The organism is Bacillales bacterium (genome assembly GCA_035700025.1).
GTDB lineage: Bacteria > Bacillota > Bacilli > Bacillales > DASSOY01 > DASSOY01.
In genome coordinates this window covers 1-22473 of sequence record DASSOY010000080.1, presented here as the reverse complement: position 1 = coordinate 22473, position 22473 = coordinate 1, and the positions used below count along the sequence as shown (strand labels likewise).

Here is a 22473-nt window from a genome sequence, read left to right as displayed (position 1 = left end):
GCGGCGTTCCATAAGGAACGCCGCGGCCGATAGTTTTTATTCCAATTCGAGAAGCAAATCCCCGCTTTGAATCGCTTCGCCATTCGACACGTAAAGTTCTTTTACCACGCCATCAAAAGGCGCCTGTACCGTCGTCTCCATTTTCATCGCTTCCGTAATAATCATATGGTCGCCTTTCTTCACGCGTTCACCTTTTTCGACAACCGTTTTTACGACCGTACCTGGCATCGTCGCCGCAATATGATTCGGATTGCTTCGATCGGCTTTTTGTTTAGCGTTTACGGTCGTTTTGACACTTTCGTCGCGCACAACCACCTCACGCGGCTGCCCGTTCAACTCAAAGTAAACGACTCTCGTTCCATCCGCCTGCGCCTCGCCGATCGAGACGAGTTTCACAATCAACGTTTTCCCTTGTTCGATTTCCACTTCGACTTCTTCGCCGAGCCTCATCCCGTAAAAGAAAGTCGGCGTATCGAGCACAGATGTATCTCCGAATCGCTCTTGGAACTCATGGAAGTCCATGAACACTTTCGGGTAAATCGCATAGGAGACAAGATCGTGACTCGTTACTGGACGGCCGAGCTTATGGTAAAGCGTTTCTTTCAGGTCCTCGAAATCTACCGGTTCCAGTCGTTCGCCCGGACGGACGTCGATCGCTTCCCGTCCCTTTAAAATAATTTGCTGCAATTCCTTCGGAAACCCTTGATACGGTTGACCGAGATAACCTTGGAAAAATTCGACGACCGAATCCGGAAAATCGAGGTTTTCTCCTTTTTCGTACACATCGTCTACCGTTAGATGATTTTGCACCATATACAACGCCATATCGCCGACCACTTTCGACGACGGAGTCACCTTCACGATATCCCCGAACATGTCGTTGACGCGGCGGTACATCTTTTTGACTTCGTTCCAGCGCTCGCCGAGGCCGACCGCTTTCGCCTGCTGTTGCAAGTTGCTGTACTGGCCTCCAGGCATTTCATGCTCATACACTTCCGTGTTTGGAGCGACCATGCCGCTTTCAAAACCGCTGTAATATTTTCTGACGTCTTCCCAGTAATCCGAAAGGGTTTCAAGGGAACGGATGTTAACATTCGGCTGGCGGTCCGTATGGTCGAGCGCATAATAAAGCGAGTTCGCGCTCGGCTGCGACGTCATGCCTGCCATGGAGCTTACGGCAACATCAACAATATCGACACCGGCTTCTACTGCCCGCGCATACATGAAAAGACCATTGCCGCTCGTATCATGCGTATGAAGATGGATCGGAATGTCCACAGCCTCTTTCAACGCAGAGATGAGGTCGTAGGCCGCCTGCGGTTTAAGAAGCCCAGCCATGTCTTTAATGCCGAGAATGTGCGCGCCGGCGTTTTCCAACTCTTTCGCCATTTTCGTATAATAGGCCAAGTCGTACTTCGACCGTTTCGGATCGAGAATGTCGCCTGTATAGCAGAGCGAGGCTTCCGCAATTTTTCCCGACTCGCGCACAGCGTCGATCGCAAGCGTCATGCCTTCAATCCAGTTTAAGCTGTCGAATATCCGAAACACGTCAATGCCCGCATTCGCTGATTTATCGACAAACTCTTTGATGACGTTGTCAGGGTAATTTTTATAGCCGACTGCATTAGATGCCCGCAAAAGCATTTGCAGCAAGACGTTCGGCATTTTTTCCCGCAAGGTCATGAGCCGCTTCCACGGGTCTTCATTCAAAAATCGCATGGACACGTCAAATGTTGCACCGCCCCACATTTCAACGGAAAATAAATTCGGCAACAACCGAGCTGTCGGTTCCGCAATTTTTTTCAAATCGTTCGTCCGCATTCTTGTCGCCAGCAGCGACTGGTGGGCATCGCGGAACGTCGTGTCCGTCAATAACACTTCCTTCTGATCTTTCACCCACTTTGCGAGGCCGTCCGCCCCTTTTTCATTGAGAATTTGTTTCGTTCCGTTCTGTATCGGCTCCGAATGTTTCACCTTCGGTACTTTCGGTGTGTCGAAGGCCGGTTTTTTCTGTTTCTCCAACCCCGGAAACCCGTTGATCGTCGTCGAAGCGATGTACGTCAGCATTTTCGTGCCGCGGTCTTTCCGTTTCGGAAAAATGAACAGCTCCGGAGTCGTATCAATAAACGACGTGCTGTACTCGCCCGAAAGAAATTTATCGTGCTGAACGACATTCTCCAAAAAGGCGATATTCGTCTTGATGCCGCGAATCCGGAACTCTTTCAAATTCCTCAGCATTTTCGATGCCGCATTTTCAAACGTGAGCGCCCAAGTTGACAGTTTCACGAGCAAGGAATCATAGTGCGGCGTGATCACCGCGCCTTGAAAACCGTTCCCGGCATCGAGCCGCACGCCGAAGCCGCCGCCCGTTCGGTAAGCCATGATTTTTCCGGTGTCCGGGAAGAAATTGTTTGCCGGATCTTCAGTCGTTACCCTGCACTGAATCGCATATCCATGTAATGAAATCTTGTTTTGTTCCGGAATGCCGATTTTCGCGCTATGAAGCGAATGTCCCTCGGCGATGAAAATTTGCGACTGAACGATATCGACGCCGGTGACAAGCTCGGTAATCGTATGTTCGACTTGGACGCGCGGATTCACTTCAATAAAATAAAAATTTTGGTCGCGGTCGACGAGGAACTCCACCGTCCCGGCATTTAAGTAATCAACGCTTTTCGCCAGCTGTACAGCCGCCTGGCATATGTCTTCTCTCGTCGTGTCGTCCAATGACACGCTAGGCGCTACTTCGACGACTTTTTGATGGCGTCGCTGCACCGAGCAATCGCGTTCATATAAATGAACGACTTTGCCATCAGCGTCGGCGAGAATTTGCACCTCGATATGTTTCGGATTTTCAATGAATTTCTCGACGTAAACTTCGTCTTCCCCGAATGCCTTTTTCGCTTCCGACTTTGCGCGGTCAAAAGCGTCCGCCAACGCCTCTTGGCTTCGCACGATGCGCATGCCGCGGCCGCCGCCTCCGAGTGCGGCTTTGATCATGAGCGGATACCCGTGCTCGTCGGCAAAACGTTCGACTTCGTCAAGTCCGGAAACCGGCCCGTCGCTTCCGGGGATCACCGGAATCTTCGCCTCAACCGCTTTCTGTTTTGCCTTTACCTTATCACCGAACATGACGAGATGTTCGGACTTCGGTCCGATGAAGATGATACCTTCTTCTTCGCACCGTTTCGCGAATCGCGTATTTTCCGACAGAAAACCATATCCCGGATGGATGGCGTCGACACCGTTGTCCTTCGCGATTTCTAAAATGCCTTCGATGTCGAGATACGCCTCCAGCGGTCCTTTCCCTTCTCCGACAAGGTACGCTTCATCCGCTTTGTACCGGTGATACGATCCTTCATCCTCCTTCGAATAAACCGCGACCGTGCGAATGTTCAGTTCGGTGCAGGCACGAAAGATGCGGATGGCAATTTCTCCGCGGTTGGCCACCAACACTTTGCTGATTTTTCTCACATTTTTCATGTTTCCACTCCCTATCTATATGGTGAAATCGGGAGTCGATTGAACGAACTCCCGTCATTCCTACCTGTGTGTCGTCCGGTATGCACCCTCGCCTTGTTGAAATACTGAGTGAGGTTCCGGTTGCTCATGTCCGTTCGATTCGTCCTTCTTCCAACGAATGAACATTGATATATTAATTAAAACGCCCATCGCGAACATGCAAACGACGAGAGACGATCCTCCGTAACTGACAAACGGAAGCGGAATGCCTGTGACGGGGAGCAATCCGCAAACGACGCCTAGATTGATAACCGACTGTACGCCGATCATGCCCGCAATGCCAACCGCCAGCAAGCTGCCGAACGTGTCTTTGCAGCGAATGCCGATGATAAAGCCTTTGAACACGAGAAAACAGAGGGTACCGATTACAAGCGTGACCCCGATCAAACCGAATTCTTCCGCGATAATCGCCATAATAAAATCGGTATAGGATTCCGGAAGAAAACCATACTTTTGAATGCCGTCTCCGAGTCCGCGCCCGGTCAAGCCTCCAGCCGCAATCGCCAAATACGAATTGATCATTTGGTAACCGGCATCGTCTTCACTATGTTCAAACGGGTGATAGGCGGCATCGAAACGGGACAGTTGCTCAAGTGACAAAATCGAACCAAACAAAAGCATCACGGAGATCCCGATGACGGCGAGGCCGAGTAAAGCCGTCAAATGCTTAATGCGCATGCCGGAACAAACGATCATCACACCGGAGATGCCGGCGATGATCATCGCCGTCCCGAGATCAGGCTGGGCAGCGATCAGCAAGAACGTGATTAAAATGACGATTAAAGGCGGGACGACTCCGCGTGAAAAATTCGTAATGTAATGTTGCTTTTTCGAAAATACAGCAGCCAAATAAATGATGACGCCGATCTTGGCGAATTCTGACGGCTGAAAGTTCACGCCGGCGACGTTAATCCAAGATTGCGCGTTCCCGCTGACCGTTCCGTTCAACTTGACAAAGACAAGAAGCAATAACGAGATTCCGAGAATCGGCTTCATGAATTTCGCATAGGCTTTGTACGGAAACAGCATTGCGAAGGCAAACGCAACTAACGCCGCCGCAAAGTTCATCGACTGTTGGACAAAAAAATGATCGGGGGCAAAACCGAGCCAATCTGCCCAATAGATTCCCGAACTGTAAACCATTAAAACCCCGAATGCGCCGAGAAGCAAAACAGGAATGACCATTGTATAATCAAAATGCTGGAACATCTTCTTTATCATTTCGCGTTCATCCTATCCAAGTTTCCTTCTTTTACATTTTTCGTTACTGAACGCGATTTTCCTTCTTTTCTTATCGGATTTCCAAACGGGTGAATATTCTGTCAACGACCAGAAATAAAAACCCGGTCTGTTTTCCGTCAGGCCGGGGAACTCACGCATTTCTCATTTACGAACGGATGCCTCATGTAACGCCGACAACTGGCGCTCCAGCGTTTCCAGCAATTGCTTGCCGTCTTTTTCGTCAAGCAGTCCGAGACGGACGGCAAAATCGATCTCGCGGGACAATCCGAACATTTGGGTATCCAACACTTCCTCATAAAGAGGGCATTGCGGCATCGTTAAGTTTTCCATCTGTACTTCGATCAGCTTAAGGATCTTGTGAGCATCTTCTTTCAGAAGATCAAATGCCTTCTCACGATGCCCTGCAGCAATCTCCGTTGACAATTTGATCCCTCCGTTCACATTGCCATCCTGACCTTCATCTTACCTTGTTTACCGTAAAATTGCAAGGCATTGGCCGCCTCAGATCAGGCAAAAATACTTAAGCCGTACTGCACAGACAATAGCTCCATCAACTTCACCCCGGCGACGCTGTTCCCCTTCTCGTCGAGCGCCGGCCCGTAAATGCCAATACCCCCTCCCGCAGGCACGGTTCCGAGTATCGCGCCGGAAACGCCGCTTTTTGCAGGCATCCCGACCCTCATCGCAAATTCTCCCGACGCGTTATACATGCCGCATGTGACCATAAACGTTTTCAAAATCCGAACGATTTGACCAGGAATGATTTTTCGATCAGATTCCGGATCATTACCGTCGTTCGCTAATACGGCGCCGATACGAGCCAAGTCGCGACAATTTACCTCGATCGCGCACATTTTCGTATAAAAATCGATCGTTTCGTCGACATCTTCAGTAATGATGTCGTGTTGTTTCATGAAATAACAAAGCGAACGATTGAGATAAGACGTTTTATTTTCGGAAGAGGCAACAGTTTCGTTAAAAACAATCGAAACATTGCCGGCCAAATCATGGACGAACGCCAGCAAACGGCCGAGCTTTTCTTGCACCGTTGCTCCGTGAAGCATATTCGTGACAGCGAGAGCGCCGGCGTTAATCATCGGATTCAGAGGTTTGGCGGGCTTTCTCGTTTCCAATTTACCGATGGAATTGAACGGATCTCCTGTCGGTTCCATTCCGACACGCGCAAACACGTAATCCGTTCCGCGATCCATGATCGCCAGCGCCAAACATAACACTTTAACTACGCTTTGAAGCGTGAAAGGTTTCTCATCCTGCCCTGCGGAAATCAAGGTTCCGTCTTCTCGATAAACGGCCGCAGCCAAATCGTGAGCATCGGCTTTGGCGAGAGCAGGAATGTATGAGGCCACTTGTCCTTTTCGTGCCGTTGGTTTGGCTATTTCTACCAAATGGTTCAATTCTTCTTGCGTAATCAATTTATCATTCACCTCTGCATTCCGTTCATCCTTACCTTTCCCAAGTGTGACAAGCCTAACCGTTGCCTTTATAATAGAGAGGACGAAATTTCGAGACAGAGGTGGAAGCGATTGCCGGATATCATTTTTATTAAAGGAAACGTAGATTACACGATCACTTTAGATCCCGGGGCGTGGTTGTTCGACGACAGGAAGTTCAACCTCGACGATTATTTCCGTAAGCCGCACAAACTCGGAGAACCTCCGAAAGCGTATAAAAAAAGAGACTTGATGCAAGAGGAAGGGTTGTCGCTCGCTGTCCCGCTTAAGCCATACTTGGACAACGCAGCACCGAAAGCGGATGCCGCCGACGTCATCATTGAAACGGCGAACGGGGAGAACCATGAGTTATCGCTCGCCGAAGCGGAAAATGGCATCCTCGCCTTCACGAAAGATGGAACGTTCCTCAACGACGACGGACCGGCGCATTTTTATCACGGAGACGGATCGAATCAAGATCACCCGATCAAACAGATCAAACAGCTAATCGTTCGTTGATGGTCAATCAACGGCCAAGAGAAGCGTCTTTAGCAAACTTCGCGCATTCGATGCGCGGAGTTTTTTTGCGCATAAGAAGAAGTTTACCGGTAAATCCTACCCGTAGGAAAGGGTGATCGATCTCATGAAACTAAAACGTATCGTCTTGCCGCTCGTCCTTCTCGTATTTTCAACGGGGTGCCTTGCTCAGCGTCCTGAGGAAAAGGGACGAAGCGATCGTCAACATCATCCGAACTATTCGGAAGTGAAGCAATCCGTCCATGAATCTCACGACAACCCGAGGAAAAACCTGACATCGGGGGAGATTGCCAAGCATTTGGTCGGCATTGCCGAAGGCGTCCCGGAAGTGAAAAACGCGACCGCAATCGTCACGATGGGATATGCCATCGTAGGCATCGACATCGATAAAGACGTCGATCGTTCGAAAGTCGGGACGATCAAATATTCCGTAGCCGAAGCACTTCGAAACGACCGCTACGGCGCAACCGCCGTCGTCGTCTCCGATCCCGATACGGTACAGCGGTTGAGAAACATGGGACAGTCGATTCAAGACGGAAGGCCGGTCAGCGGCATTTTCAATCAGCTCGCCGAGATCGTCGGCCGCGTCATGCCCCAAGTCCCCCAAGACTTACAGAGCCCGAAAGGTACGCAGCCGTCCGACCAGCCCGAGCAAAAACGGCAAATGCCGTCCGAAGATCGGCAGCAGTGGGAAAAACAGCAAAAGAAAGGCAGCAAACCGGGGAACAACAAAAAATCACCGAGGACGGACGATCAAAACCGAAATCCAGAACGCCAACAAAATCGCTGATTCTCGAACGGATTGTCTCATCTAACAGCAGAACGGCGAATGTGTTATAATAGCACCATGTTTGTAAGGCAGGTGTTCCTCGTGAAAGTACAGTGCGTATTGTGCGAAAAGGTCGCCACGCTTCATGACGAAAGCGCTCTCGCAAAGAAATTGAGAAACCGACCGATTCACACGTACATGTGCAAGGACTGCGATGAAAGAATCGCGAGCAAAACGAAAGAAAAGTTTTCGAAGCATCCTTATAAAATTTATCACCGGTCCGAAAAGGGAAAAAACAAATGGTAAACCAAAAGGGAGCCGCAGCTGAGCGGCTCCCTTTCTTCGTCATTGGTCGTTGTAACGAGGCTCCGCCTCGATCGAACGCAAAAGCGATTGTGCCGTTCGGGCGGGATAACACCGTTCGCTCTCGACTCCTCCGATTTGATAATGCACACGGTACTCATCATCGGCAACGGTGACTTCCAGCCCGTCTACGCCGTGATCTTGTTCGAGAATTTCGCGAAAAAAACGGTGCGTATCCGCGGCCGCCTGATCGTCGGGGCGGGCATCAGAAACAATTTTGATACTCAACCAATTGTACAAAGCTTCCTCGAGTTTCAAACGAACCCTCCTCGCTCATTATGCAGGGTCGTTTCGTTTGTTTGAGCGGTGCAATCGCCATTTGTAGCCCCCGAAAACGACCGCGATGACGATTAAACATTTCACAACCGGAAACCGTTCAGCAAAGATGGTCATGACGAAACAACCGACCGCAAGAAAGATAAAGATGACAACATTCTTCAAAAGCGGCAGCTTTCTGGCGAAACCGAGCCGATAGACGACGGCCGAAAGAAATAAGATGGTCGCATACAAAAGCCAAAACGCCCGCTGCGGATGCTCACCTTCAATCCCGTACAATCTTGCGAAATCCGAGAAAAATTCGCCCATGTTCCCCCTCCTCGTCTCTACCTTTCACTTTACCTGAGCGGCTGGGGCGAAATCAACGATAAGCCGCTTTCAGCTTTTTCGCCGCCCGCTCGCGCTCGTTTTTATTCAAGATTTTCTTGCGCAGCCGTATCGTCTTCGGCGTCACTTCGCACAATTCATCTTGATTAATGTACGTCAACGCATCTTCGAGCGACAGCGTGCGCGACTTCTTCAACGTAACCGTCTGATCTTTCGTTGCCGATCGCACGTTCGTTGCGTGTTTTTCTTTCGTTACGTTCACCGCTAAATCGTTGTCGCGATTATGTTCGCCGACGATCATGCCTTCGTAAATTTCGTCGCCGGGCTCAACGAACATGCTGCCGCGGTCTTCGAGCTGGAACATTGAATACGGCGTCGCCTTTCCATTTTCCATCGACACAAGCACACCTTGACGGCGGCCGCCGATTTGTTCATCCACTGCAGGCTGGTACGAATCAAACGAATGATTTAAAATCCCGTACCCGCGCGTTTGCGTCAAAAATTCACGGAGATACCCAATTAAGCCGCGCGAAGGCACGAGAAATTCAAGATGCACTTGATTGCCTTCTTTTTGTTCCATGTTCAACATTTCCGCTTTGCGCTCTCCAAGCGCTTCCATAATCGTGCCTGTATGCTCATCCGGAACGGTAATGTCCACGCGTTCAAACGGCTCGCTCCGCACGCCGTCAATCTCCCGAATAATAACTTCCGGTTTTGAAACCGAAAGCTCATACCCTTCGCGGCGCATGTTTTCGATCAAAATCGAAAGATGTAATTCTCCCCGTCCCGACACGATCCAAGCGTCGGGAGAATCGGTCGGCTGCACGCGCAAGCTGACGTCCTTTTTCAATTCAACGTTCAAACGCTCTTCGATTTTACGACTTGTTACATATTGTCCTTCACGTCCGGCAAAAGGACTCGTATTCGTCGAAAAAGTCATTTGCAAAGTCGGTTCATCGATTCTCAGAACGGGCAGCGGATCGATATGGTCCTGCGGGCAAATTGTTTCGCCGACTGTGATTTCTTCCATACCGGCGACTGCAACGATATCCCCGCATCCCGCTTCTTCAATTTCTATCCGTTTCAAGCCGATGAATCCGTACAACTTGCTGACTCTGAAATTCTTCACGGTGCCGTCAAGTTTGCAAACTGACACTTGCTGACCTACTTTGATGGTGCCGCGGAAGACGCGGCCGATCCCGATTCTGCCGAGAAATTCACTGTAATCGAGCAAAGTGACTTGGAACTGAAGCGGATCTTCACCAGCATCGACGGGGGCTGGTACGTTTTCGACGATGAAATCGAACAGTGTGGTCATGTCGTCGTTTTGTTGGTTCGGATCAAAGCTTGACGTCCCGTTGACGGCAGAAGTGTAAATAACCGGAAAGTCGAGTTGTTCTTCGCCGGCGCCGAGGTCAATGAACAGATCAAGCACTTCGTCGACGACTTCGCTCGGCCGCGCGTTCGGCCTGTCAATTTTATTCACGACAACAATCGGCGTTAATTGCTGTTCAAACGCCTTCTTCAATACAAACCGCGTCTGCGGCATGCACCCTTCGAACGCGTCGACAACGAGCAAAACCCCGTCGACGAGATTCATAATTCTTTCCACTTCTCCGCCGAAATCGGCGTGGCCGGGCGTATCCAAAATGTTGATTCGGGTATTTTTATATTGAATCGCGGTATTTTTCGCAAGAATCGTAATCCCGCGTTCCCGTTCCAAATCGTTCGTGTCCATGGCCCGCTCGTTCACTTGTTCGTTTTCCCGAAAAGTTCCCGATTGCCGCAGCAACTGGTCGACAAGCGTCGTTTTCCCATGGTCGACGTGGGCAATAATCGCAACGTTTCGCAAATCGTTTCTTAAATTCGTCATTTCATTTCTCTCCTCAATTTAAACATAACCAAACTATTATAACATAGTTGTCTTTGATTTTCTTTTTCGGGCGAATGCGTTATGCTTGATTTAGAAAAACCGATCGTTTGCGATCGGTCGAGGAGGGTACAGCATGGGATGGAGAAATGTCGCTTTTCTCGTCTTGTCGATTCTCACGTTTGCCTGTTTGTTCGCCATCGGTGCAGCCGTCGCCGAGCACAGCACGGTCGGTGTCGTATTGTCGATCATCGGAGCCGTTGCATGCATGGCAGCAGGATTCACTTTGAAACGACGATTGAACGCATCAAAGGGGTAGCGGTCGAGCCGCACCCCTTTTTCTACAATTTCATGAACAAATCTTTGTCGATGCCTTTGCGAATATACGTCTCGAAAATTTCTTGATGAAGCTGCTTTTCAGCCGCAAAAATCGAGTTTTGCTCCAGTAGTCGAACCGGCTTTCCGTCCACTGTCGTCACGACTCCGCCCACTTCATCCAACAATACAAGTCCTGCGGCAAAATCCCACGGCGAAAGACGCATCGAAAAATAAGCATCCAAACGCCCCGCAGCAACATAGGCAAGTTCGATCGCCGCTGAACCGTAGGAGCGGGTGCCGCGCGAACGGCCAACGAGCGGCGCGAGATAACGCGGATCAATTCGACGGTTATTCGTCAGCCACGTCGCGTTCAAGCCGATAATCGATTGTTCCACCGGTACCGCGTTTCGTTTCTTCAACGGTCTGTCATTAAGGAAAGCCCCGTGCCCTTTGATGCAATGAAACCATTCGTCGGCAACGACATCGTAAATCAATCCGATTTGACCGACACCGTCATGAAAGATGCCGATCGATATCGCGAAATGGCTTTGCTGGTGTACGAAATTCATCGTCCCATCGATCGGATCGATGATCCAGATCGTTCCGTCCGTCGTCGAAATCTCATCTCCAAACCCTTCTTCGCCCAAGATGCGATGATCTGGATAATGCTCGTGAATTTGATCGGCGAAATACTTTTCCGTCTCCCGGTCCATTTCGGTTACGAGGTCGTCGGGATTCGCTTTGTACCCGATCCGAATTCGTTTTTTGAACGATTTTCGAATGCGTTCAGCCGCTTCTTTCATCCAAGCCTTTGCATCGCGGTCCACTTGTTTCCAATCCGTAACTGTCATGTAAGAAACTCCTTCGTCGATTCCTTAAGGATAGTTTTACCTTATCCCCTTTTCCTAATCTATTATGACACATAAAAAAGACCCTTTCATTGAAAGGGCTTAAGCTTCGAGACGTACAAGCTCCTGACGAAGCTTTTCGAGTCTGTTCTTACATTCATGGATCGCTTTCTTGTCATTTTCCGTCATCGCATCGTGTAGAGTGACCAGTTCATAGTCGATTTCCAACCGAATCACCGGGATTCTTCTTTCCGCGTCCCTTCTTTTCAACGTTTGCATCACTTGTTTCATGGTTCCCTACACTCCCTTCCATAATTTTCTGACAAGTCGAAGGAAATTTACATTAACTTACCATAGGACTTCTTCGCAGCGCAAGTGGAAATTTCAAGAAAAGTAAATTCGGGCTCCGATAAGTGCGCAGTCATCTTTTTTTTCCTTGCTGCATTGTATGAAAAATTCAGTCTGTTTGTACCTTTCATTCCCGTTTCTTTGCCCATTCAAACGCAATTTATGGTACACTGCAAACAAAATAGGTGAATAAGGAGTCGACGATGGCATTCAAAGGTTTTGCAAAAGCTGACTTTAACGTTTTTCAAGTGGAAGGTCTCGAAGCACGCATGGAACAACTAAAGAAACGAGTACGCCCGAAATTGGAAACGCTCGGACAATCGTTCGCAGAATCGTTGTCTGCTGCAACGGGCGAGACAATGTATCCGCACGTGGCTCGTCACGCCCGCCGCACGGTGAATCCTCCTAAGGACACTTGGGTGGCGATCGCCGGAAACCGAAGAGGATACAAAAAACATCCGCATTTTCAAATCGGGCTTTGGCAATCGCATGTCTTCCTTTGGTTCGCTGTCATTAACGAAGCCGAAAACAAAGAAGAAATTGCGAACAGGTTGCAACGGAGTAGGAATGAATGGCTCAACCATCTCCCTAAAGATTTCGTGTTTTCGAAAGATCATACGAAACCCGAAGTTGGGCGGTTCAATGAAAAGGACGTAAAGGCGATGCTTGAACGATTGAAAACGGTGAAAAAAGGAGAATTTCTTTGCGGGCGAACGATTGAACAAGCCGAGGCAATCCGTCTCAGCGGCAAGGAATGGACGCAACGAATCTCTGATACGTTTGAACCCTTAATCCCGCTCTACCGGACGGCGGTAAACGAAATTGCCGTTCCGGTGAAGCAATGAAAAAGATGCGCCGCGGACCGCGCATCTTTTTCATTTACTTCCGCCTCTTTTTGCAGCATTTCGGGCAACGTGAATAAAGCGTCGTGACTTTGTTGGAGAGAAAGTGTTCTATCGTTGAATCACAAGTTTGGCATACGAGCGTTCCCATACGTTTCATCTCCTCATCACCTTTTTTGTAAGCGCTTTTACAACTGTTTTTCTTTATATTATGATGTCATTTTTGTTTTGTCAACCTTTTTTAGTATGTCATTTTCAATTCAATATAACATACTTATTAACTCCGATGTTCCACTGCTTGTCGTAATGTTTCCACAAATGCTAAGATAATGATAATTGCTTGGAATCGAGGGGATGTTTCGTTGGAAAACGCCTACATTTATCTTGATGAAGCCGTTCATCCGGACGTTATCAAGAAGTTGTTGCGGGACTACAAAACGGCAACCGCGAAAACCGGTGAGCAACTGAGGTGGGCATATGATGAAGCCGCCTTCCCTTACACAATCGAAGATTCACCGCAAGGCGAAGACCGGTGGTTTTATTTGCGCGGGTTGCATGAGCGGTACAACGTCATTGTCATTGCCGTTGAAAGTGGGAAAAGCCCGAACGGTGCCGTTGATGGGCGATGTTGCGTGCAAATTACGCTCCCTAATGATGCCACGCAAGGCGATAAAGGGAAAGCGAACGAGTTATGCAAATGGATTGCGGGCCGTTTGCACGGAAAATTGCAGCTGTTCAACGGCAGAATCATGCCGCCGATCGATGAATAAAAGAAGGAGGACCGTCCTACCGGTCACTCCTTGTTTTTTTGCGTCAGCGGCGTTTCAATCCGTTCCGGATCGACGATGGTGTATCCTTTGGCACGAAGGCCTTTCACGATTTCGGGGAGAGCTTCCGCTGTCCAACTTCTGTCGTGCATGAGCAAAATCGAACCGTTATGCAAATACGGGGTCGTAATCATGATTTTGGCAAGGGCTTCAGGATTTTCATATTGTTTGTGCCAATCGTAACCGTACGACCAGTTCATCACGAGCACATTTCTTTCTTTTGCCAGTTGATCGGAAACTTTCGTATTCACCCCGTGCGGTGCCCGGAAAAACTTCACCGGTTTTCCGCTTGTTCGTTGCAATGTTTCGTAAACAGGAAGGATTTCTTTTCTTTGCTCCTCTGGCGAAAGATCGGATAAATTCGGATGCGTAACGGTATGATTGCCGACCGGAAACCCGAGAGCTTCAATTTTTTTTAATTTGTTCAAGCCTTCGTCGTCTTTCACGTACATGCCATTGACAAAAAAGATTGCCTTCGCGTGAAGTTTTTTCAACGTTTTGGCCATTTCCACGGCATGTTCGTCAGGCGCATCGTCGATCGTCAACAACACCACCTTCGGGTCCGCTTGATCGATCGGTTTCAAATAATAGTTTTTGGTCATCCGGTATTGAGGATGAATCTCCTTCGGCTCCTTTTTCACATCAGGCTGCTTCTTTTCATCGTGTTGTGTAGGCTGCTCGGTTTTTTTAGGTGCCGTTTTCTCAGCGAGCTGCTCGTTTTTTCGCATTTTATCCGGTGGGTCTGGATGAGACGACTGCGTTTGCGACGATGACGAGCATCCGGCCAGCAACAAAACTGCACAACCGATCAGTAACCTTTTTTTCACCGATACCCCCCCTTAATCTCATTATAAGGTTTTCCAAACGAAAAATGGCTGGGATTTTTAAACTTTCGTGTTCTTTTTTTTCGAATTGCAATATTCATAACAACCCATTTTCATTTATGTAACATTTCATGCATAAGAACAGCATTCGATTTTCTCCGTGTTAAGATGAAATCAACGAACTTACTTTCAATAAACGCTCTCCAGCAGGAGGATCTGCATCAATGAAAACTTACTTCGTTTTACCTCTTATCCTCTTATTTATGCTTTCCGGTTGTGAGGCATTAACGTTTACCGAAAAAACCGCCCACGCGGGAGGAACGGACGTTCGCGTCATTCTCCTTTACAGCATGGATACGGATGAACAATTGAAAGACCGCTACTTTTCGGCATTGCTGGATGCCTATGACGACGTACCGGTGAATGAAAGAAAGATCAGCATTAAAACGGGCGATTTAAGAGACTTGCAACAGGAATTCGAAATCCCGTCCGTTCCCGCCATCATCGTTAAACAAAACGGCATGACGAAACTTAAGATTGCCGGCGCCTATACAACGGAAACCTTAACAAAAAAATTAACACCATTGATCTCCCGTCCTTAACCGACAAAACGCCGGAGCATTTGCTCCGGCGTTTCATGCGTTTAGTTGAACATCGATAAGTCGACCACGTTTGCCATCAACTGATAGCCGAGGTCGTTTGGATGAAAATGATCGCCGTGGTCGTACTCGGGAAGCAATCGTTTCGGATGACGCGGATCGCGCAGCGCTTTGTCGAAATCGATCACCCCGTCGAAGGCACCGCTCGTGCGAATCCATTGATTCACTGCTTCACGCGTTTTTTCCCCTTGTTCCGTATATCTGTTTGAACCTTTAAAAGGTGTCAACGTTGCTCCATAAACAGCAACTCCATGCTCATGCGCCTCTTCGATGATTACTTTCATTGCGGAAATCATTTGTTCAGCGTCCACTTCGTCGGGATGATGGCGAATATCGTTCAATCCTTCCGAAAAAATGAGTGCTTTGACACCGGCCGGTTGAAAGACGTCCCTTTCGAGGCGATCGAAGGCGCTCAATCCGATCCCGGGCGAACTTTCGAAAATCCGGTTGGCGGATATGCCTTGATTAATGACCGACCACGTTCCCGGCCTTTGCCGGTGAAACCGTCTCGCCAAATCATCCGGCCAACGCCGGTTGGCGTTGATCGTGGAATGGTTGCCGTTCGTGATCGAGTCTCCGATGACGGCAATTGCCCCTTTCACCTTTCCTTCAGGAACGACGTCGATTTCATTCAACCAATACCAATCGACATGCTTTTTCGTAAACGCGGAAGCCGCAGCATCCGATGCATGATTCCCGTCAGGAGTAATGTAAGTCGTTTGCAAAGAATGCGGATGCCACGTGACCGGGCCGCTTTCGCCGCGGACATACAAACTGACAGCGAGCGGTTCATCACAGTTGACGCGGAGCGAAACCGCGTCGCTGACAGCCACGTTTCCAGGTGGAATCGTAACGGTTGTTTCCCCGTCGAAGGTTACCGTTCGGTCGGTATTTTTTTGAATCGCCGCACCCTTCTTTTGTTTCGCCACGTGAACCGCCGAAAACGTGACCGGCTTTGTACCATACCGGTTCGATAAATGGAGCCGCAACTGCAATCCGTCGAAATGCGGATCAATGATCATTCGCACCGTTTGATTCGTGAAACCTCCAAGCGAAATGCCTTCATCCAATGGAGCGCGTTCACTTGCCGCCCATGCTGCCACCCAATTTCCAGAAGCTTCACGATTTCCCGTGTTTCGCTCCTGATCAGTAAATGCGGTTGCAAGTCCTATGACCATTAAAGCGAATCCTATCATTGCGAATCCCGTTAACAAAGTTGACTTGTTCATCGATGCATTTGCTCCTTGTCTTCTTTAGTTGATGCCGCCACTCCTTTCATTTCCGAAATCGCACAATTTCAAACGACCGAATCCGTTTTTCTCGAGAAAGCGATCCCTTTTCTTTTCTTTCGCGGCTTCCATTGAGCGGCTGTACTCATCCCTTCCGCGACGAAATTAACCGCAATGAGCGTAAGGGCAAAAGCGGTAACCGGGCCGAGAATGAGCCAAGGGGCAGCCTCCAATTGCGGCCAATATTTGCCGATCAGCCCTGCCCATTCATGACTGTTGGAGAACATACTCAAGATTTCCACTTCTTCCATGATCCCTTGTTCATTTTTCACAAGCTCATGCCCGACCACTTTTTCCGTTCCTCCGCCAATGAACACGTTCAGCAAGCCAAGTTGCGCGAACACCAATAATACTCTTCCAACTTGTTGAGAAAAAATCACGAGCAGTTTCGGCATGAACAAGGGCAACACGTGTTTTCGATAAATATGGAATCGGCTTGGCCCCAATACTTTTGCGTTGACGATATATTCACGTCTCGCAATTTCTCTCGTTTCTCGGTAGACGTAAACGGCAAGAATGGGAACCGACAATCCAATCAACACGCAAATCGGGAAAAAGAACTCGACCTCTGCCCCGTAACTCCAATTGAATAATTTAAGGACCGGTGCAACCAACCAATACACAAACAACGCCAGCGGAACAAAGTGAAAGGCTTCAAAGGATTCGGCCAAAGGCATGCTGATCCACTTCGGAAGCGCGTTCATAGCGAATCCGCAACCGACGGCCAAAACCATGGCCGCCAATGAAATCGCCACCGCCATGCCGATCGTATATTTGGCTCCGTCGATCAAAATCCACAACATTTGTTGACCGAACCGGTTGCTTCCGAGCGGATACGCGGCCGAAGGAGGAAACGGCGGCTTATCCATCGAATCGCTTTGTTGAACGTCAAGCGACCGCACGCTCGAATCGGCATCGGCGAGAGGCCCGAACCCTATGCTTACCGCGACGAGCACGAGCAAAAACAGCATGCCGAGAACGAACATCCGTGTTTGGATCAGTGACTGGAAGTATCCCATTTACCTCGTCCCTCCTGACCGAGTAATGGAATAAATAAGTGCTTCTCCACCAATCATTACGATGTAGAACGGAACAAATACCATCCACAGTCCAACCGTGAAGATTGTCGGATTTAACGGCGCATTTTCAACCATGAAAACCATAAACCCGTCATCATTCATGAACAGGACATCCAACGCAATTAAATTGGAAAGTCCGAGCCAAAAGATCGTTTTGAAATGGGCGAAAAACGTCACGAGCGCGTTCCTGGATATATGAACAAGCAAAATGCGCAACCGTCCCATTCCTTTTCCACGGGCCAACTCAACATATAAACGGTCTTCTTCTTCCTCGAACGTTTTCAGCAAATATTTTCCGATATAAAATGCCGGCAAGAACGACAAGCATATTATCGGCAAAACGTAAGCGTCGTCGAAAAGACTGTACGTGTCCAATAATTCGACTCCTGTCTTTTCATGTATGTAAAAAATCGTCCATTGAAAAAAAACGACGATGAAAATGTCCGGGAGTGACTCGAGGACAAACAGGAGGGAGTGAAACGGCTTACGCACCCGAACCGGAAGCAGCATGACGACCAACGTGACGATAATTCCGGTGACCAAGCCGAGCAGAATCGCGGAAAACAACGTGACCATCGACTCGAGGTACGAATCGAAAAATTCGGGGAACAACGGTACTTTCTCTATGTAAAAATTGTAATAGTACAAATCTTTCCAATGAAACAACTGCAAAAACGTCGATCCGACGTGGGAAAAATAAGAGGAAACGTTGAAGTGAAGATGATCGCTTAAAAAAGAAGCGTTCGCCAAACTCCCGTCCATTAGAAGTTTCCATACAGTTACTTGAGCTTTCATGTTAAAAATCAAATAAGGCAGCGAACCAATGAAAAAGATCGCTGCGGCTGTTAATAAAAATTTGCCTCCCCCTCGCAGCAACACGGTTGCCATCCATATCCCCCCTCTATATGTAACCCTTTGTTCATAATAGTAAAATTATTGTAACATAAGTAAAAAAACTTAGCCGAATCCCAGCTAAGAAAAAACGGAGCCTGAACCAGGCTCCGCAAATAAAACGTTTATTTGGCAATATGAATTGGATGGCCGAGAGCAACTTCTGCGGTCTCGCTTGTAATTTCTCCGAGTGTAGGGTGTGCATGAATCGTCAAGGACAAGTCCTCCGCCGTCATGCCCGTTTCGACAGCAAGACCGAGTTCGGCGATCATGTCCGAAGCACCCTGCCCGGCGATTTGCGCGCCGAGAATCAACCCGTCTTCTTTGCGAGTGATGAGTTTCATGAATCCGTCCGTGTCGTTCAACGACAACGCACGGCCATTTGCCGCAAACGGGAACTGGGCAGATTTTACGTCGTAACCGGCATCTTTTGCCTCTTGTTCGGTGTAACCGACCGAGGCGAGTTCCGGATCGGAAAAGACAACCGCCGGAATCGCGAGATAATCGATTTCCGCGCCTTTGTCGCCGTTGATCACCTCAGCGACTACTTTTCCTTCATAAGAAGCTTTATGCGCAAGAGCGGGACCCGGTACGATGTCGCCGATCGCGTAAATGTTGTCGACGTTCGTCTTGCCTTTCTTGTCGACTTCAATCAAGCCTTTATCGTTCACTTGGATACCGGCTTGCTCCAGTCCGAGTTCTTCGGTATTCGGCTTGCGGCCGACCGTAACGAGGACATAATCGGCCTCGAACGTTTCTTCGTTATCCTTAATGTTCGCGGTCACCGTCACACCTTTTTTCGTCTCTTTGACATCTTGTGCCATGGCATTTGTATGAATTTTCACGCCTTTCTTCTTCAGGCGTTTCTGAACAACGGCCGCCATTTTCTTCTCGAATCCCGGCAATATTTGCTTCGATCCTTCAAGAATTGTCACTTCGGTGCCAAAACCGGCAAAAGCATTGCCGAGCTCGATGCCGATGTATCCCCCGCCGATGACAACCATTTTCTTCGGCACTTCTGTAAGCGCCAGCGCGCCGGTCGAAGAAAGCACGCGATCGCTCCATTTGAATCCCGGAATTTCGATCGGACTCGAGCCAGTGGCAATGATGCAATTCTCAAACTTGTAACGGTTTTGTTCGTATCCGTTGTTGACGCGAACTTCCTTTTCGCCGACGAAAATGGCTTCGCCGCGAACGACCTCGACGCCGTTTGCCTTAAACAAGCCGTCGATGCCGCCGGTCAATTTTTTCACAATCGAGCCTTTCCATTCCTGCAGTTTGGAAAAATCGATTTTGACGTCTTTCGCCGTGATGCCCATGTCGTCCGACTGACCGGCATGCTCATAACGGTGACTCGCAGAAATCAAAGCTTTGGAAGGAATACAGCCGACATTCAGGCAGACGCCCCCGAGCGAATCCTCTTTTTCCACGACGGTTACTTTTTGGCCGAGCTGCGCCGCGCGAATCGCAGCAACGTATCCTCCCGGTCCCGATCCGATGATAAGCGTATCGACTTCCGTCGTAAATTCTCCTACTACCATAGTTACGCCTCCAGTATGAGTAATTGTGGATTGTTGAGCAGACGTTTTACGTGATTCAACGCGTTTTGGGCCACGACACCATCGATGACGCGGTGGTCGACTGTCAACGAAATCGCAAGAATCGGGGCTGCCGTAATTTCCCCATCCTTAATGACCGGTTTCTCGGTAATTCGTCCAATGCCGAGAATCGCCACTTCCGGATGATTTATGACTGGCGTGAACCATTGTCCGCCTGCGGACCCTACGTTCGAAATCGTGCAAGTGCCTCCGCTCATGTCCTCATTGGACAACTTTCCTTCACGTGCCTTGCCGGACAACTCGGTCACTTCGTTCGCGATTTGGTACATCGACTTGCGATCCGCATCTTTAACGACGGGAACGACAAGTCCTTTGTCTGTATCAGTGGCAATTCCGATATTGTAATAATGCTTGTGTACGATTTCTTCGGAATCATCATCTACCGAAGTGTTCAAAATCGGATATTGCCGCAACGCAGAAATGAGTGCTTTCACAACGTAAGGCAAATACGTGAGTTTCACGCCTTGTTCAGCTGCCGCTTCCTTAAATTGCTTGCGATGGGCAACGAGTTCCGTCACATCCACTTCGTCCATGAACGTCACGTGCGGTGCAGTATGCTTCGAATGAACCATCGCATTCGAAATCGCCTTGCGGATGCCGCGCATTTTTTCTCTCGTTTCGCGTTGCTCGTAGCCGCCCGCAACTGCCGCTTGTTTTTCTTCCGCTTCCTGATCTTGCTGCCCTTCTGCGGCCTCCGCTTTTTCTCCGCCGCCTTCAAGGAATTGATCGACGTCTTCCTTCAAAATTCTCCCGTTGTTCCCGCTTCCGCTCACTTCCTGAATGTCGACGCCTTTTTCGCGCGCATATTTCCGTACCGACGGCATCGCAATCACGCGCTTATCGGAAGAAGACGTTTCTTTCGATTCCTTACCCGCTTCACTCGCGGAATCGTCGTCCTTCTTCCCTTCGTCCTTCGCCTTTTCATTGTCCGATCCGGACTCTTCGCCTTCGCCGCTTGCATCGTCGCCTTCATCTTCGCCTTCGCCTTCGGCGTCGAATACGACGATCACATCTTCGACGTGAACGGTGTCGCCTTCATCGGCTTTCAATTCAAGGATTTTGCCGTCGACAGGCGAGGGCAATTCGACGACGGCTTTGTCGTTTTGCACTTCGGCGAGAATGTCGTCTTCTTTGACCTCATCGCCTTCTTTCACCATCCACTTGACGATTTCGCCTTCGGTAATGCCTTCGCCGAGCTCCGGAAATTTAAATTGATATGCCAAGTTCAGTTCCCTCCTTTTTAAGAAATCGATCGTTTAAAACGTTACGACTTGTTTCACCTTTTCGATAATATCGTTCTTGTCGGGTAGCCAAATGTCTTCCACCGCTGCGAACGGATACACCGTGTCCGGTGCCGTAACCCGGCCGACCGGTGCTTCAAGGTGAAGAATGGCGCGGTCGTTAATTTCCGCAACGACCATTGACGCGACACCCGCCTGTTTTTGCGCTTCTTGAACGACAACGGCGCGATTCGTCTTTTCCACCGACTTCACAATCGTATCCACGTCGAGCGGGCTGACCGTACGCAAATCGATGATTTCGGCGCTGATGCCGTCTTTTTCGAGCTGCTCAGCCGCTTTTTTCGAGGCTTGCACCATCGCCCCGTACGTAACAATCGTGACGTCGCTGCCTTCGCGGACAACGTTCGCTTTGCCGATTTCAACCGTATATTCCTCTTCAGGAACTTCTTCACGGAACGAGCGATACAGCTTCATATGTTCAAGGAAAATGACGGGATCATTGTCTCTGATTGCTGAAATCAGCAGCCCTTTCGCATCGTACGGATTCGAAGGAATGACGACTTTTAAACCCGGAGACTGCGCGAACAATCCTTCCAAGCTGTCGGAATGAAGCTCGGGTGTTTTTACCCCGCCGCCGAACGGAGCGCGAACGACGACCGGAGCTTCGTAATGACCGCCTGAGCGGTAACGAAGGCGCGCGATTTGTGAAACAACCGCATCCATTGCTTCAAAGACGAACCCGAAAAATTGAATTTCCATGATCGGGCGGTATCCTTGAAACGTCAATCCAAGCGCCAATCCTCCGATTCCCGATTCCGCCAACGGTGTATTGAACACCCGGTCATCCCCGAATTTCTCGGCGAGACCTTCTGTAGCGCGAAATACCCCGCCGTATTTGCCGCCGACGTCTTCGCCGAAAACGAGCACATTTTCATCGCGTTCGAGTTCCGTGCGCATTGCATCGTTAATGGCTTGAATCATTGTCATTTCCGCCATGGCTTATTTCGACTCCTTTGCTTCATATTCTTCGAGTTGCTCTTGAAGATTGTTCGGCAACTGTTCGTTCATGATTTTGATCAAGTCGCTGACTTTTTGCTTCGGCGCGCTGTCCGCTTCCTTCAAAGCGTCCTTGATTTCTTGCTTCGCTTTTTCAACGACTTCTTCTTCCTGTTCGTCGCTCCACAAATCTTTGTCTTTCAAATATTTGCGGAAACGGACGAGCGGATCGCGTTTTTCCCATTCATTGTCGAGGTCTTCTGTACGGTAACGCGTCGGATCGTCGCCGGACATCGTATGAGGACCGTAACGATACGTCAACGTTTCGATGAACG

25 protein-coding genes are annotated in these 22473 nt (G+C 49.2%); 7 read left to right on the top strand and 18 right to left on the bottom strand.

The features are described 5' to 3' along the window. Nucleotides 1–36: 36 nt before the first annotated feature. The 4 genes from pyc to glsA all read right to left on the bottom strand — a co-directional run bounded on the left by pyc (nt 37) and on the right by glsA (nt 6197). On the bottom strand, nt 37–3483 hold the full coding sequence (gene pyc / locus VFK44_14345; protein HET7629549.1) for a pyruvate carboxylase: 3447 nt from the start codon (nt 3481–3483) through the stop codon (nt 37–39). 60 nt (nt 3484–3543) lie between these two features. Further along, the gene (locus VFK44_14340) at nt 3544–4743 is read right to left on the bottom strand and encodes an FtsW/RodA/SpoVE family cell cycle protein (GenBank protein HET7629548.1); all 1200 of its coding nucleotides are present in this window, start codon (nt 4741–4743) and stop codon (nt 3544–3546) included. A 162-nt stretch (nt 4744–4905) separates the two neighbouring features. Continuing rightward, nucleotides 4906–5187 (bottom strand): YlaN family protein, encoded by a 282-nt coding sequence (locus tag VFK44_14335; GenBank protein HET7629547.1) that lies wholly within the window; start codon nt 5185–5187, stop codon nt 4906–4908. Nucleotides 5188–5270: 83 nt separating this feature from the next. Beyond that, nucleotides 5271–6197, bottom strand: coding sequence for a glutaminase A (glsA, locus tag VFK44_14330; GenBank protein HET7629546.1), 927 nt, complete (start codon nt 6195–6197; stop codon nt 5271–5273). A gap of 111 nt (nt 6198–6308) precedes the next feature. Here glsA and VFK44_14325 point away from each other — a divergent pair, with 111 nt between their 5' ends. From VFK44_14325 to VFK44_14315, 3 genes are all read left to right on the top strand, one after another. Next, nucleotides 6309–6734 carry a peptidyl-prolyl cis-trans isomerase gene (locus tag VFK44_14325; protein HET7629545.1) on the top strand — a complete coding sequence of 142 codons (426 nt, stop codon included), beginning with the start codon at nt 6309–6311 and terminating at the stop codon, nt 6732–6734. A gap of 124 nt (nt 6735–6858) precedes the next feature. Continuing rightward, nucleotides 6859–7542 carry a YhcN/YlaJ family sporulation lipoprotein gene (locus VFK44_14320; protein ID HET7629544.1) on the top strand — a complete coding sequence of 228 codons (684 nt, stop codon included), beginning with the start codon at nt 6859–6861 and terminating at the stop codon, nt 7540–7542. A gap of 81 nt (nt 7543–7623) precedes the next feature. Further along, a complete protein-coding gene (locus VFK44_14315) occupies nt 7624–7827 on the top strand; it encodes a YlaI family protein (GenBank protein HET7629543.1) in 204 nt (67 codons plus the stop codon). A 39-nt stretch (nt 7828–7866) separates the two neighbouring features. Here VFK44_14315 and VFK44_14310 read toward each other — a convergent pair whose 3' ends face one another. Genes VFK44_14310 through typA form a run of 3 tightly spaced genes read right to left on the bottom strand, consistent with a single transcriptional unit; the run spans nt 7867 to nt 10360 of the window. Then, nucleotides 7867–8142: a hypothetical protein gene (locus VFK44_14310; GenBank protein HET7629542.1), complete on the bottom strand. Its 276-nt coding sequence runs from the start codon at nt 8140–8142 to the stop codon at nt 7867–7869. Between the two features lie 18 nt (nt 8143–8160). Beyond that, nucleotides 8161–8469: a YlaH-like family protein gene (locus VFK44_14305; GenBank protein HET7629541.1), complete on the bottom strand. Its 309-nt coding sequence runs from the start codon at nt 8467–8469 to the stop codon at nt 8161–8163. Between the two features lie 52 nt (nt 8470–8521). Continuing rightward, the gene (typA, locus tag VFK44_14300) at nt 8522–10360 is read right to left on the bottom strand and encodes a translational GTPase TypA (GenBank protein HET7629540.1); all 1839 of its coding nucleotides are present in this window, start codon (nt 10358–10360) and stop codon (nt 8522–8524) included. Between the two features lie 133 nt (nt 10361–10493). Between typA and VFK44_14295 the strand changes: the two genes are divergently transcribed. After that, nucleotides 10494–10676, top strand: coding sequence for a DUF5325 family protein (locus tag VFK44_14295; GenBank protein ID HET7629539.1), 183 nt, complete (start codon nt 10494–10496; stop codon nt 10674–10676). A gap of 22 nt (nt 10677–10698) precedes the next feature. Here VFK44_14295 and VFK44_14290 read toward each other — a convergent pair whose 3' ends face one another. Then, nucleotides 10699–11526: an inositol monophosphatase family protein gene (locus tag VFK44_14290; GenBank protein ID HET7629538.1), complete on the bottom strand. Its 828-nt coding sequence runs from the start codon at nt 11524–11526 to the stop codon at nt 10699–10701. A gap of 99 nt (nt 11527–11625) precedes the next feature. Continuing rightward, nucleotides 11626–11814 carry a hypothetical protein gene (locus VFK44_14285; GenBank protein HET7629537.1) on the bottom strand — a complete coding sequence of 63 codons (189 nt, stop codon included), beginning with the start codon at nt 11812–11814 and terminating at the stop codon, nt 11626–11628. Between the two features lie 260 nt (nt 11815–12074). On the opposite strand from VFK44_14285, the gene VFK44_14280 reads away from it, so the two are divergent. Next, nucleotides 12075–12716, top strand: a complete 642-nt coding sequence (locus tag VFK44_14280; protein ID HET7629536.1) for a DUF1054 domain-containing protein — start codon at nt 12075–12077, stop codon at nt 12714–12716. A gap of 34 nt (nt 12717–12750) precedes the next feature. Here VFK44_14280 and VFK44_14275 read toward each other — a convergent pair whose 3' ends face one another. Further along, entirely contained in the window at nt 12751–12864 is a 114-nt protein-coding gene (locus tag VFK44_14275) for a GapA-binding peptide SR1P (GenBank protein HET7629535.1), read from the bottom strand. A 211-nt stretch (nt 12865–13075) separates the two neighbouring features. Here VFK44_14275 and VFK44_14270 point away from each other — a divergent pair, with 211 nt between their 5' ends. Continuing rightward, nucleotides 13076–13483: a DUF1885 family protein gene (locus tag VFK44_14270; protein ID HET7629534.1), complete on the top strand. Its 408-nt coding sequence runs from the start codon at nt 13076–13078 to the stop codon at nt 13481–13483. A gap of 23 nt (nt 13484–13506) precedes the next feature. Here the strand turns inward: VFK44_14270 and VFK44_14265 are convergent, their stop codons facing one another. Then, entirely contained in the window at nt 13507–14367 is an 861-nt protein-coding gene (locus tag VFK44_14265) for a polysaccharide deacetylase family protein (GenBank protein HET7629533.1), read from the bottom strand. A 221-nt stretch (nt 14368–14588) separates the two neighbouring features. Here VFK44_14265 and VFK44_14260 point away from each other — a divergent pair, with 221 nt between their 5' ends. After that, nucleotides 14589–14966: a hypothetical protein gene (locus tag VFK44_14260; GenBank protein HET7629532.1), complete on the top strand. Its 378-nt coding sequence runs from the start codon at nt 14589–14591 to the stop codon at nt 14964–14966. 41 nt (nt 14967–15007) lie between these two features. On the opposite strand, the gene VFK44_14255 is transcribed toward VFK44_14260, so the two are convergent. From VFK44_14255 to VFK44_14225, 7 genes are all read right to left on the bottom strand, one after another. Continuing rightward, a complete protein-coding gene (locus tag VFK44_14255) occupies nt 15008–16252 on the bottom strand; it encodes an SGNH/GDSL hydrolase family protein (protein HET7629531.1) in 1245 nt (414 codons plus the stop codon). Nucleotides 16253–16320: 68 nt separating this feature from the next. Beyond that, nucleotides 16321–17331: an ABC transporter permease subunit gene (locus VFK44_14250; GenBank protein HET7629530.1), complete on the bottom strand. Its 1011-nt coding sequence runs from the start codon at nt 17329–17331 to the stop codon at nt 16321–16323. After that, on the bottom strand, nt 17332–18279 hold the full coding sequence (locus VFK44_14245) for an ABC transporter permease subunit (GenBank protein HET7629529.1): 948 nt from the start codon (nt 18277–18279) through the stop codon (nt 17332–17334). A gap of 128 nt (nt 18280–18407) precedes the next feature. Next, nucleotides 18408–19823 (bottom strand): dihydrolipoyl dehydrogenase, encoded by a 1416-nt coding sequence (lpdA, locus tag VFK44_14240; GenBank protein ID HET7629528.1) that lies wholly within the window; start codon nt 19821–19823, stop codon nt 18408–18410. A 2-nt stretch (nt 19824–19825) separates the two neighbouring features. Next, on the bottom strand, nt 19826–21124 hold the full coding sequence (locus VFK44_14235) for a dihydrolipoamide acetyltransferase family protein (protein HET7629527.1): 1299 nt from the start codon (nt 21122–21124) through the stop codon (nt 19826–19828). Between the two features lie 33 nt (nt 21125–21157). Next, a complete protein-coding gene (locus VFK44_14230; GenBank protein ID HET7629526.1) occupies nt 21158–22138 on the bottom strand; it encodes an alpha-ketoacid dehydrogenase subunit beta in 981 nt (326 codons plus the stop codon). Nucleotides 22139–22141: 3 nt separating this feature from the next. Then, a partial coding sequence (locus VFK44_14225; GenBank protein HET7629525.1) for a thiamine pyrophosphate-dependent enzyme occupies nt 22142–22473 on the bottom strand: 332 nt, incomplete at its 5' end.